Raw genomic sequence first — 12802 nt, forward strand, 5'->3', positions numbered from 1 at the left:
ATCGACAGGTTTTCCATTATTCTTTATTGTTTTTTGGACTAATCGTTCACAAATTCCTCCCCAAAATTAAAGGTAAGGGAAAAACGCAGTGTATTTTCCAATGGGTTTCTCACTTGCGAGGTAGAGAACAGATATGAAAGATCTATTTGTGCTGATTTAAATTGAAATCCAGCTCCCAAAGTGAAGAATTTTCTTGAACCTTTGTCTTCGCTTTCATTAAAATATCCTGTTCTCAGCATAAAGGCGTCCATATATTTATATTCGGCACCCAGAGCCCAAGTAACTTCTTTTAATTCTTCTCCAAAACCATCGGGAGCATCTCCCAGTGATTCAAAAGCACCGCTGAAAAATCCAATTTGTTGGTATTCATCATTGTCTTCGGCGGTAATCTGACCATCTCCCGTAAAATCCCTTGGAGTGGGCACCAATAATTTATTGAATTCAGAATGAAGCCCTAATACATTGTCTTGGTCAAAAATGAAATCAAAACCTGCTCCAAACTTTAAATTGGTTGGCAAAAAGTTTTCCTGACCACCTGCGTCATATTGAATCTTACCTCCGAGGTTGGAAATGTTGAATCCTGCCCTCCATCTACCATCAAAACTGTTATAGGCTATTTCCCTGGAACGGAAAAAACCAGCAATGTCAACGGCAAATGCATTGGCGGCCTGTGAGTCTTGTGAACCTTCCTGAAATCTAAGATTTGAACTTATAAATCTTCCTCCAACAGCCATGGAAAATGTTTGGCTGAGTTTTAGTGAATAAGAACCGTCAATGGCAAACTCATTGGGTTTTACCAAAGTGGGATCCAATTGGTCGAACGTCTGGCGCAGCTCTATCTCACCCAATCCGAAATATCTTAAGCTAAAGGCAAAAGCACTTCGGTCATTTATTTTGTTATAGTAATTAGCGTTTAAAAGGGAAACATCGTTAACAATGCTCTCCAAATAGGGTGTATAACTGACCCCAATTCCAGATTTCTGGTTTGCAAAGGCAAATTTAGCAGGGTTCCATTGCTGCGAGTAAGCATCAAAAGATGTTGCCACCCCCATATCTCCCATTCCCGAAGCCCTGGCGTCGGAAGCAATGGTCAAAAATGGAACTGCTGTTGTAATTACTCTTTCTTGCTGTGCGCTCATCTTTGGGGCAAGAACAAGCAGCACTACCAGTACTAGTAACTTTTTCATTTTAAGCGTTTAGCGTTTAGTTAAATAACGTCCATGGTATAGCATATAAATATGACGTATTACATGTAAACGAACTTTTCCATTAATTCTTATAATCAGTACGTGTTTTTTTAACCAAAATTTTAGAAAAAAGAAGTAATGCTCCGATTACCCTTAACCCAGCCACAAATTAAAACCGTTAAAACTTCTGCGTTTCATACTATTTTCAGTTCATTATCGTTTAAAAAGAAGATCAAGCCTGTATATTAATTTTTCAGGCGCAAAATATAATGGCCAAAACATCGTTTTAATGCCATCAATGGATTTTTAAGTAAAATCAAATCAAGTTAAAGTTGCTAAGGAAAACCCTTAGTTATAAAGTACTCAAGCCCAAATTATGAAAAAACACTTTATCAAAGTTGTACTTTCTTGCGCTATCGTGGTAGGAAGTTTTTCAAGCTGTAAAAATTCCTCATCCTCTTCGTCAAAGAATGTTTCCAGAGCCACAGGTTGGAAAATCAATGCCAAGGAAGGAGGCTTTCAACACAATTCTGATTTTAAAGAGCAAGAAACTCCTCCGGGAACCGTGTTTATTGAGGGTGGAACCTTTACAAAAGGTAAAGTTCAAGATGATATCATGCATGATTGGAACAACACTCCAACGCAACAGCACGTACAATCATTTTATATGGATGAAACTGAGGTAACCAATGTAATGTACTTGGAGTATCTGGATTATTTAAAGTCAGTTTACCCTCCAGAGAATCCAAACTATACGAACATTTATAATGGTGCGCTACCTGATACACTGGTATGGAGAAACCGATTGGGCTTCAATGAGACCATGACCAATAATTACCTAAGACATCCAGCATATGCAGAATATCCCGTTGTAGGTGTAAACTGGGTACAGGCTACACAGTATGCCGAATGGAGAACTGATAGGGTGAATGAAGCCATGTTGGAAAGGGAAGGCTATATAGCTCAGGATGCAAAATACAAAGTATTGAACGGTGACATGAGCGGGACTTTTAGTACCGAAGCCTATTTGAACAATCCAGAATCCGTTTATGGCGGTCAAATAGATTCCCTACAAGGAAAGCAGAAAAGAGACTCTATCAACACCTTTGCAAAAAGAAGTAGTGGCGTTATCATGCCTGAATACCGTCTCCCCACTGAAACCGAGTGGGAATACGCGGCCCAGGCTTTGATTGGTTCCAGAGAATATAACAACTACCGAGGTAGAAAGAAATATCCATGGGAAGGTGATTACACCCGAAACGGACAACGTGTTGGTCGTGGAGATCAATTGGCCAACTTTAAGCAAGCCAAAGGTGACTACGGTGGAATTGCAGGATGGTCCGATGATGGTGCTGATATTACCGCCGAGGTAAAATCATACAAACCAAACGATTTTGGTCTTTATGATATGGCTGGTAACGTTTCTGAATGGGTTGCAGATGTATATCGTCCTATTGTTGATGATGAAATCAGTGACTTTAATTACTATAGAGGAAATATCTTCTTGAAAAAAGCCATTGGTGATGATGGCAAAGTAAAAGTTTTAGGTGAACAAGAGATAGTCTATGATACCTTACCGAATGGAAAAATTGTAGCCATGAATTTACCTGGTGAAATTGAAATGGTTGCGGTAACTGATGAAGAGACTTATTTAAGAACCAATTTTGATTCCAGTGATAACCGAGGTTATCGCGATGGAGATCCAGGTTCATCAAGATTCTTTGAAAGATTTAGCGATGAGTCCAATAACAGATTAATGTACGATTCACCGAAACATAATGTGGAACGTGATTCTACAGGCAAACTTATTAGACAGTATGACACATCCAACTACCGTACTTCACTTATAAACGATGAAGTTAGAGTATATAAAGGTGGTTCTTGGAGAGACAGAGCATTTTGGTTAGATCCCGCACAGCGTAGGTACCAGCCGCAATATATGGCTACTGATGATATCGGATTCCGATGTGCAATGTCTAGGGTTGGATCTAAGTCCAAATCGAAGAACAAAACCATACGGCATAAAAAAGCCAAATAAGAAATACCTTTTTATTTAAAAAAAGCTCCGACCAACATCGGGGCTTTTTTATATCTTCGATTTATGACATTGGAAGAACTTCATGGGATTTTTTTAGCACATCCCACTGCTTGCACAGATACCCGAAAAATTACCAAAGATTGTATTTTCTTTGCTTTAAAAGGACCTAATTTTAATGGAAATGAGTTTGCACAACAAGCCTTGGAGAAAGGAGCCGCTTATGCCATTATTGATGAAGCTTCGCACAAAATATCCGATAATTGTTTGCTTGTGGACGATGTTTTGGAAACGCTTCAAAAACTGGCAACTTTCCACCGAAATTATAGCAATGCCAGAGTCATTTCACTAACCGGAAGTAACGGCAAAACCACAACGAAAGAGTTAATCAATGCGGTCCTTTCCAAAAAGTACAAAACAGTGGCCACCATCGGTAATCTAAATAACCATATTGGGGTTCCCCTCACTTTATTGTCGATTGAGCCTGATACGGAGCTTGCCATTGTTGAAATGGGAGCCAATCACAAGGGTGAAATTGAATTTTTGTGCGACATTGCCCAACCTGATTTTGGATATATCACCAACTTTGGCAAAGCACATTTAGAGGGTTTTGGTGGGATAGAAGGCGTTATTGAAGGGAAAAGTGAGCTGTATAAATATCTTGCTTCGAACAACAAATCAATTTTTTTAAATGCCGATGATCCTGTTCAGCTTGAAAAATTGGCTTCGTATATCAAAAAAATTGGTTTTAGTTCCTACAACCATGAATTCTTCAACATTACGCTGGTTGAAACCAACCCTTTTGTGGTTATAAATGTGGAAAGCGCTAAAATTACCACACAGCTCATTGGTGGTTACAATTTTCCAAATTGTTGCGCTGCCATCACCATTGGCAAATACTTCAATGTTCCCATGGAAGACATCAAAATTGCACTTGAATTGTACGTACCTGTGAACAATCGTTCTCAAATCATTAAAAAAAACGGATTCAGTATTATTCTCGATGCCTATAATGCCAATCCATCGAGTATGAAAGCTGCTTTGGATAATTTCAAAAATCTTCAAGAGGATGTCAAGACCTTGATTTTGGGCGATATGTTTGAAATGGGGCCGGAAGCGGCTACCGAACACCAGTTTATAGTAGATTTAGCTCGTGACCACGGTTTCTCAAAAGTGTTTCTGGTAGGAGAAAACTTTTTTCAAACCCAAACCGATTTCGAAAAGTTCAAAAATTTTACCGATTTCCAGGAATACCTTAACACAAATCCCCTTAATGGTGGTTCACTTCTCATTAAAGGCTCTAGGGGAATGGCCTTGGAAAGGGTTTTGGAACTTCTGTAATTTAGTTATACTCTTAAAGAAAGTATAATGTCTAAATGGGAGATGGTTTTGTCCGACAAAATGGACAAAACTATTTCTAGCCATGAAAAAAAATATAATTGTCTTTGATGGAAATTGTAACTTATGCAACGGAGTAATAGGCCAGTTGATCAGGTTTGCCCCAAAAGGATTATTTCAGATGGTGGCTTTTCAGTCTCCTATAGGACAAGAGCTTTTAAAGGAAAATAACCTTTCCATAAAGCAATTGGAATCTGTTATTTTATTTGATGAAACGGGCAAACATATGCACTCTGATGGATTCCTTCGTATTCTTTCTAAAGTACCCAAATGGCAATTATTAGGGTCCATTCTGTCATATATACCTAAAATCATACGGGACAAGATATATACATTAGCTGCAAAAAATCGGGTAAGATGGTTTGGAAAATCCCAAACTTGTGCGGTAAATTTCTAAAAGAAAGTGGGATATACTGGATTCGAACCAGTGACCTCTGCCCTGTCAAGGCAGCGCTCTAAACCAACTGAGCTAATATCCCATAAAAATGAAGTGCAATATCGTAAAATTGTTACCAATCTCCATATTCTGCGGCGTTCTTTTGTGTTTCGTGAAGTGTTATATGCAGTAGATGGCCTTTTTTGAGGTGTGGCTTCAAAATATCGTAAATAATCTTTACAAAATACTCAGTTGTTGGATATAAGTCTTCAAATTCGGGACAGTCCATGTTCAGGTTTTTGTGGTCAAACCGTTCTTCAACCTCATCTTTTACAAGATTTCCCAAAACTGCCAAATCCATTACAAATCCAGTATCTGGATCTACCTCGCCCCTTACCCTTACTTCCAAATCAAAGTTATGTCCGTGCACATTGTTACACTTACCAAAGGTTTCAATATTCTTCTCATTGCTCCAATTGGGATTATGCAGACGGTGCGCGGCGTTAAAATGGGCTTTTCGACAAATTGTGGCTATCATTGAGCACTAATTTGTGCAAAGATACTTCTTAAGCAAGAATCTTTCCAAAACATAGGTGGATATCTCTGGATAAAACTTCATAAAAAAAGCCATCCTAAAAGGATGGCTTTCTGGTCATAAAGACCTCACTTTTTGAACTTGACGGTTATTGTTTAGAAAGTTCAAAAGGGTGTGCGTTTCCGGAAAACGTATCAAAATCCATTACGAGCACTATATTGCCTGTACAGGTGAATACAAATCCAGTTGCGGATCCCCAATTGTCCGTTGCAAAAGCTCCGAAAGCAGCATCAAAAGCTATTGCGACTTCCCCAAGCGAAACTGCTCCAGTTGTTGGATTAATGTCCAAAACCAGATCACGTGAGCCCGCAGAAGGCCATTCCCCACCAATAATTGTGATTTGATTGGCACCTGGACCAGCTACTACTTCTCTAACGAAATCGGTTTCTCCAAAGAAACCAGCGAATCCAAGATTGGTAACGTCATAAGTTCCAGGAAGGGCACTGAAATCAACACTAGGGCAAAGTATTACAAAACTAAACTCAAATGCTTGTCTGTATCCTGCCTCATCAAGTAGATCATCTGTTGACCCTTGCCCGCTGACAAGGAAAGAACTTCCATCAGAACTTGTGTAAACAACATCATTTGGACCTACAGTTACTGGATCATCATCTTCATCTAAGAAAGTCCCATCAGGCTGGGGGAAAACTTGTACTCCGTTTAGCCTATCAGCTCCTCCGTAAACCGTTCCATCAGTAGTAGTAACAGTTGCCGTGAAGAAGAAATTATCTCCAAAACCGATATCAGCGACGGTAACACCGAGCAAGCTTGCAATTTCCTCAGCATTAAAAGAGAAGCTTGCTGGAAAGCTGGTAACTTGCTCTACTTGAACTGTATCAGTCCTAACTCCACCCAAATCAGCATATAACCTAAGATCATACATAGCAGCGGTGTTATTTGCATCTTCAACTGAAAAAGAGTATGATAGTTCACTAATTGCGTTGACACCAACTGCTCCTGGGGGATTTTGGCCCGCAAACCTTACAAAGCCACCTGTCACAAGAAAATCATTAAGTTGGTTCTTGTCGTCATCCTCACATGATGTAAAGGTAGCTCCCGTTATAAGCAGCACAGCTATTAAGCCGACATTTATTTTCGAAAAGATATTATTGTATATTTTCATTTTAATTGCTTTTAGAATTAATCCAATACTGCAGGATTTGTATCCCAGAATGTTTTAACTGAAATCTCCTTTTGATCAATGCTGGAGTTGGTATTCACCACAGTAGCTGGATAAAGGAATGTTCTAGGAAACGCCCCTGGTGTCCCAACATGGTCGGAAAGGTCACTTGGCAATCCAGTTCTTCGGTAGTTATTATATGCTTCAAGACCATTACCCCAAAGAGCGATGTAATATTCTTTCATTATAACGTCCAACCTTGCCGTGTCATCTGCAGCAGCATCATATTGTCCTAATACAAATGTGACATAGTCATCTACATCTGTACTTGTTGCAGCAAATGCCGGCGCAACCTGTCCTGGGATAAAGTTCAATACTTTGTCCATGGATTCCCGAATACCTTCTTCCAACAAAGTTCTTGGGTTTCCGGTAGTACCCGACATTAAGGCGGATTCTGCTTGCATAAATTTAACATAAGAGGAAAGCAAGAAAGGAAAAATACCTGCTCCTCCTCCTCCAGCATTAACAGCTACCGAGGCAAAGTTATCAGCATCAAAAGCTCCTCCAATGGGATACAAACCGTAGGTTGATCTTTTTAATCCGTCTGGCGGAACACCATCATCATCGCCATGATCACGGGTCCAATAGAAATCACCTAAATGACAGAAATTTACAACGGTGTTATCCTCACATGGTAAATCGTCCCCTGAAGGTGTTTCTGCCACCTGTCTATAGAAATAGTATCTTAACCTTGGATCTTCAAAGCCTTTATCAGCTTTAAGCAAGTTCACATAGTAGCTAACCAAGTAATCGTCGGCACCATCAGCATCATAAATAAGTGCATAATAAGGATGTCTACTTTCACCTGTTGTACTAGCAGTTGTGGAGTATTGAAACTCAAAATCATCAGCAGCGGAGGTAATCAATCCAGCATTAATCAAACTATTCATCTCACTGCTAAAGTCTCCCACCAAACGCATTTGCAAATACATCTTAAACTTTAGGGTATTCGCCAACCTAGTCCATTGTGCCTTATTTCCACCGTAAAAGAGATCATTTGGCATTACAGATCCTGGAGCGTTAATTGCCGCAATTCCTTCATCGATAACAGCAAACATTGCGTTGTAAATAGACTGTCCATCATCAACATTTGGATTAGGATTTTCATTTCCTTGCAGAGCTTCGGTAAAAGGAACATCTCCAAATACATCTACTAAGGTTACATAAATGTATGCCTGAATCAATTTGGCCACACCTATAAATCCTTCCAAATCTCTTTCTTCAGCCAACGGAATAAGAACGTTGATGTCTTGTAATGATTCTCTGTACAAGTCAGTCCAAAGATCGTCAAGATTACCAGAGCTCAGAGAAAATGGGCCTACATAGGCTCCAAATAAGTGCTGCATTCTTACAAACTCAGCGGCTCGAACGTTAATCCCATCCTCGTTGTCCTCATTGTACGCAATCGCATTTACAAATCGTAACTGCACATTGTTCAATAACAACTCCGGGTCAGCACTGGAAGGTGTTAATTCACTTGGGTCATTAAGCTGATTCAAATCTACCGTTTCACAGCTTATACCGAGCATCAGCACTAATATGCCAATGATACTTATTTTATGATAGTTTTTCATTGTCCTATATTTTTTCTTTTCCATTTATTAGAATGTTGCTTTGATGCTAAATCCATATTTCTTGGATGTAGGGGTTGTCTGAAGATCAAGTCCCAAACCATTACCAACACCTGTACTAATTACTTCAGGGTCAAAATTGGTTCCTGAAGGTACATTAGGAGCCCAGTACCACATATTCTGGCCCAGTAAAGTGAAAGAAAGTGAGCCAAATGGCGTTTTTTCCAATAATTTTCTAGGTAAAGCATAGCTCAATGATACTTCTCTTAGTCTTACCACAGATCCATCGTAGATACCCTGTCCGCTGGGATCAACAAAATTCAGGAAGTAGATTTCGTTGGCACCTTGCTGAATGGTATTCGGAATCGGGTTTCCAGAACCATCAAGTAATACCTGGCCAGTATTTGGATCAGCAAGAACACCAGGAATTATAATAGAACCTTCCCTATCCTGGGTATCTGTAGTTACACCTCTACGTATAAGGTTTCCGATGGTGTTGGAACTGAAGTCTCCTCCATGAGTATATTCTACCTGAGCAGACAGGCTCAATCCTTTATATGAGAATGTGTTGCTCGTCACCAGTCTCCAATCTGGATTAGGGTCGCCGATAACTTCATTATCCAAACCTAGGGCATCACTATCAATGATATTACCATCTTGTGGGTTTATCAATAAATTACCTTGGTCATCCCTAACGGCAAAGCTACCGCGGATAACACCCAGTGGCTGGCCCTCTATGGCATAGTTCCCCAGATTCGAGAATCCAGCAATAAACACATCATCTCCACCAGGTAAATCTATAACCTCATTCTGATCCGCTGTAAAGTTTATATTGGAGCTCCATTGGAACCCATCACTATTTTTGAATGGGTTGAAGCCTAAATCCACCTCAATACCTTTGGTATCAATTTGACCGGCATTAATTGTAGTTCTATCAAATCCAGTTGACGGATCTAAGATTTTTCCAAGAATTTGATCTTTGGAATCCCTTTTATATACACTGACTTCCAGATTAATTCTGCTATCCCAAAGGTTTGCTTCAACACCTGCTTCAAACTCCCGGTGTAATTCAGGCTTCAAATCTGGATTTGGAAATACATCCAAGCCAGTACCCAAACCACCGCTTGAGTTTACATTGATCAAAGTTCCCGTTCGTGTGGTGAACTGCGCCGTACCTAAAGCCAATGTTGGCCTAGTGTTATACGGTCCAGGGAAACCAGCGGAAGTTCCGTATCCAAATCTGAATTTAAGGAAGTTCAAGAAATTACCCTTTAACTCAGGAATTGCAGAAGTTGGTACCAAAGATACCGAGGCACTAGGATAGAACAACGATCTATTTTCTCGTTCAACAGTAGAAGACCAGTCGTTTCTTCCTGCCAGAGTAAGATAAACAAAGTTAGAATAGTCAAAACCTATGGATCCATATAGACCGAGTGTATTAACCGTTTGCTTAAAGTCAAGGTTTGAACCTAAAGGATCAGCATTACTTTGTGTAGCAAAGTTGGTATGATCAATAAAGTCAAATACTACTTGACCTGTACTAACCTGACCGAACTTTTCAAAAGTTTCAGAGTTGGAATTAAAACCAACTGTTCCGGTAAATCCAAGTTTTTCGGTTAGCTGAACACTATTAATGTTCAAAATCAAACTATGATCCCAGATGGTATTGACACCGGAGGTTGTTTTTAAGAAACCTTGTTGAGACAATAAACTTGAAACACCACCTTTGTTCACATAAAATTGCTGATTTTCAGTGAACGTATCCAAACCTACCCTATACGTAAGGGCAACCTTGTCGCTGAAGTCATAACTTGAACTTATGGAATTATAAAAACGATTGGTCTTGATCTGCTCTTGCGAGTTGGCAGCCAACCATCTTGGGTTTTCTTGATCCGCACGATAGTATACATTAGATCCATCAATCGGATTTTGAAATGGAAGTCCATTTAAATCCAAGTTTCTCGGGATAAACATTGTTCTAAAGAAAATTGAAAAATTCCCTGTACCATTACTGGCAGAAACTGGAGGTGTTGTAAAGTTGCTGGTGGAGTAATTGAATGATCCATTAATCCTGAACTTATTGCTGAGTTTTACAGAACCACCTAATCCAAAGTTGGTTCTATTAATGTTGTTACCAACAACAAATCCATCTTCATCAGTATGTCCAAAGTTCACGTTATACGCTATATCTTCAGAGCTTTTGGATGCATTAATAGAAGTTGTTCTACCCAACCCTTTTCTAAAAAAGTTGCGCACATTGTTTTTAAATGCTCTATACGGCACATTGACGCCTTGGAATTCGGGGAAAGGTTCTGCGAACTGAGCTTGGTTGTAATGGTGTCTTACTGTCGCCCCACTATCAAATCTTCCTCCCCAGTTACCTACGAATCCAACATTTATGGAGTTATCACCTCCTTGACCGTAGATATTCTGGTAATCCGGCAAACTGGCAATTTCGTTAACAAACACGGATTGATTGACACTAACTTCGAAACCTTTGTCGACCAATTCAGAAGTTCCTGTTTTGGTGGTTATTAAAATAACCCCGTTTCTACCTTGGTTACCGTAAAGTACAGTTGCACTCAAACCTTTAAGAATACTTATATCCTCAATGTTGTTTGGGTCAAGGTCCAAGAATCTACTTGAAGCAGATACAGAACCATTTCCTGTGGTTACGTTACTTTCAGCATTTGTGTCCGTATTAAACGGAACGCCGTTTACAACGAACAAAGGTTGGTTGTTACCTGTAATGGAAACATTACCACGAATCCTGATGTTGGTACCACTACCGGCCAAACCTCCTGTCCCTACAACGTTAACACCTGCTGCCTTACCACTCAATACCCTGGCGATATCGGCTTCTGGCCGGTTTTCAACTTTGTCGGAACCCAAGTTGGTCACCGCATAACCCAATGCTTTCTTTTCCCTTCGGATGCCTTGGGCAGTTACTACAACCTCCTCAAGAGCTTGCGTGTCTTCCTCCATTTGAACATTGATGACATTTACAGCACCAACTACCCTTCTTGCCGTTCTTTGGCCGATGTAGGTGTAGAGTAATGCTTGTCCTTCACTTGCTGAAATGGAATAATTTCCATCAAAATCGGTTTGGGTTCCGTTAGACGTGCCCTCAACAATAATGTTGACCCCGGGCAATGGTACACCCGTATGGTCAATAACCGTACCCGTAATTGTTTTTTCTTGGGACAGTACCGTTGTTGTACACAACAGTAGGGCAAGAATCCCAAACAGTTTCAATACTTTCATAGAATTAAAAGTTTTGTTAGTAATTAAAGAGTTAGCGCAACTGAGAAAGGCAGACGGGAGAAGTTGTTTTGATAGCTAATTCAAATAATACTCCCTAGTACGAAAACAAAACTTAATGGAAAGTCTCTATTTATTTAAGGTAGTAAGGCCTCTCACCGCCTTACCTTTACAATTGCAAGAACAAAAGAATTGCATGTTTACCTACTACAGGTACTTTTAAAACGGGAAGCACCCCAAAAACAATAATCCCAAACGGGACGAACCCTTTTTAACTTTTTCTTAGCAAGGCACGACCACTTAAAAGGTTTCTTAAATTTTAACATTTGATTATCAGAAAAATGAGGTCAACTCCCGATTAGCACATTTTGCTATTGTCAATTAAATAGCAGCCAAGAAAGATGGAAATCACAGATTGAATTTCCAATTTGACCAATCTTAAACCCCGAAATACGAATTTGTGGGTAAATGCTGGGGCTAAAGAAGAAAAAGGAGGTACTTGTAATTTATTAATTGGGGTAAAAAAGGAACTGCCTTAAGAAGCGTGCAAAGCAAAGCCTCTATAATCATTTGGACTTAAACCTGTTTCTTTTTTAAATGCACTATAGAAACTGGTTTTGCTGTTAAAGCCCACTTCGTACATGATGGCCTTAACACTTAAAAATGGTTGTGACAACAACAAATCTTTTGCCTCCCCAATCCTATACTGATTTAGCAAGGCATAAAAATTACAGGACATATACTCATTAAGCACTTGGGAAACCTTATACCTATCCCTGCCAATGCATTTTGAAAGATCAGCCAATCCAACCGCATTATTCTTATACAGCTTCTCCTGTTCAAAGGCGATTTTGATCTCGTTGGTAATTTCCACGGCTTCTTGAAGTGTTAATCCAGATTTTTCATATTTGACAGGACTCGCACTATCATAACTATTATGGTCTACAGAAACATGTCCAGAAGAAAAAAGATATTGAATAAGTCTTTTCATAGCAGCTATGTTTAATCACTACCATAGTTAATCCAAAAGCTGTAAAGTCTGGTTCTAGCCGATAAGGATTAACGTAAACTATTATCGGGCAAGTTTACCTTACAGCTTAAATCGCTGATTTATAGCTTGTATAATGTAATCCAATACCAAAACCTGCTACACATAGGGTTTAAATCAATAAACCTTTATAAGGTCTAATAGTTATATA

The 12802-nt window shown here is 39.5% G+C and carries 9 protein-coding genes and 1 tRNA gene; 3 read left to right on the plus strand and 7 right to left on the minus strand.

Annotation, left to right across the window (positions count from 1 at the left end):
• Window positions 1-38: 38 nt before the first annotated feature.
• The gene (porV, locus tag ACULLG_RS16790; protein ID WP_452127941.1) at window positions 39-1187 is read right to left on the minus strand and encodes a type IX secretion system outer membrane channel protein PorV; all 1149 of its coding nucleotides are present in this window, start codon (window positions 1185-1187) and stop codon (window positions 39-41) included.
• Window positions 1188-1563: 376 nt separating this feature from the next.
• Between porV and gldJ the strand changes: the two genes are divergently transcribed.
• The 3 genes from gldJ to ACULLG_RS16805 all read left to right on the plus strand — a co-directional run bounded on the left by gldJ (window position 1564) and on the right by ACULLG_RS16805 (window position 5017).
• Window positions 1564-3225 (plus strand): gliding motility lipoprotein GldJ, encoded by a 1662-nt coding sequence (gene gldJ / locus ACULLG_RS16795; protein WP_452127942.1) that lies wholly within the window; start codon window positions 1564-1566, stop codon window positions 3223-3225.
• 63 nt (window positions 3226-3288) lie between these two features.
• Complete coding sequence (locus ACULLG_RS16800) at window positions 3289-4563, plus strand: UDP-N-acetylmuramoyl-tripeptide--D-alanyl-D-alanine ligase (protein WP_452127943.1); 1275 nt, start codon at window positions 3289-3291, stop codon at window positions 4561-4563.
• A gap of 82 nt (window positions 4564-4645) precedes the next feature.
• On the plus strand, window positions 4646-5017 hold the full coding sequence (locus tag ACULLG_RS16805; protein WP_452127944.1) for a thiol-disulfide oxidoreductase DCC family protein: 372 nt from the start codon (window positions 4646-4648) through the stop codon (window positions 5015-5017).
• 7 nt (window positions 5018-5024) lie between these two features.
• Here the strand turns inward: ACULLG_RS16805 and ACULLG_RS16810 are convergent.
• The 6 genes from ACULLG_RS16810 to ACULLG_RS16835 all read right to left on the minus strand — a co-directional run bounded on the left by ACULLG_RS16810 (window position 5025) and on the right by ACULLG_RS16835 (window position 12594).
• Window positions 5025-5099, minus strand: a tRNA-Val gene (locus ACULLG_RS16810).
• A 30-nt stretch (window positions 5100-5129) separates the two neighbouring features.
• Window positions 5130-5534, minus strand: a complete 405-nt coding sequence (locus tag ACULLG_RS16815) for a 6-pyruvoyl trahydropterin synthase family protein (RefSeq protein WP_452127945.1) — start codon at window positions 5532-5534, stop codon at window positions 5130-5132.
• A 145-nt stretch (window positions 5535-5679) separates the two neighbouring features.
• A complete protein-coding gene (locus tag ACULLG_RS16820) occupies window positions 5680-6714 on the minus strand; it encodes a hypothetical protein (protein ID WP_452127946.1) in 1035 nt (344 codons plus the stop codon).
• Window positions 6715-6731: 17 nt separating this feature from the next.
• A complete protein-coding gene (locus ACULLG_RS16825) occupies window positions 6732-8345 on the minus strand; it encodes a SusD/RagB family nutrient-binding outer membrane lipoprotein (protein WP_452127947.1) in 1614 nt (537 codons plus the stop codon).
• Window positions 8346-8372: 27 nt separating this feature from the next.
• Complete coding sequence (locus ACULLG_RS16830) at window positions 8373-11606, minus strand: SusC/RagA family TonB-linked outer membrane protein (protein WP_452127948.1); 3234 nt, start codon at window positions 11604-11606, stop codon at window positions 8373-8375.
• A 532-nt stretch (window positions 11607-12138) separates the two neighbouring features.
• On the minus strand, window positions 12139-12594 hold the full coding sequence (locus ACULLG_RS16835; protein ID WP_452127949.1) for a helix-turn-helix domain-containing protein: 456 nt from the start codon (window positions 12592-12594) through the stop codon (window positions 12139-12141).
• Between the last annotated feature and the right edge of the window lie 208 nt (window positions 12595-12802).

The sequence above is a fragment of the Flagellimonas sp. 2504JD1-5 genome, assembly GCF_053618295.1.

What these genes read in the sequence shown, in the direction of transcription:
- ACULLG_RS16835 (WP_452127949.1), bottom strand. Translation starts at nt 12,594, where the DNA reads ATGAAAAGACTTATTCAATATCTTTTTTCTTCTGGACATGTTTCTGTA.
- ACULLG_RS16825 (WP_452127947.1), bottom strand. Translation starts at nt 8,345, where the DNA reads ATGAAAAACTATCATAAAATAAGTATCATTGGCATATTAGTGCTGATG.
- ACULLG_RS16805 (WP_452127944.1), top strand. Translation starts at nt 4,646, where the DNA reads ATGAAAAAAAATATAATTGTCTTTGATGGAAATTGTAACTTATGCAAC.
- ACULLG_RS16815 (WP_452127945.1), bottom strand. Translation starts at nt 5,534, where the DNA reads ATGATAGCCACAATTTGTCGAAAAGCCCATTTTAACGCCGCGCACCGT.
- ACULLG_RS16820 (WP_452127946.1), bottom strand. Translation starts at nt 6,714, where the DNA reads ATGAAAATATACAATAATATCTTTTCGAAAATAAATGTCGGCTTAATA.
- porV (WP_452127941.1), bottom strand. Translation starts at nt 1,187, where the DNA reads ATGAAAAAGTTACTAGTACTGGTAGTGCTGCTTGTTCTTGCCCCAAAG.
- ACULLG_RS16830 (WP_452127948.1), bottom strand. Translation starts at nt 11,606, where the DNA reads ATGAAAGTATTGAAACTGTTTGGGATTCTTGCCCTACTGTTGTGTACA.
- gldJ (WP_452127942.1), top strand. Translation starts at nt 1,564, where the DNA reads ATGAAAAAACACTTTATCAAAGTTGTACTTTCTTGCGCTATCGTGGTA.
- ACULLG_RS16800 (WP_452127943.1), top strand. Translation starts at nt 3,289, where the DNA reads ATGACATTGGAAGAACTTCATGGGATTTTTTTAGCACATCCCACTGCT.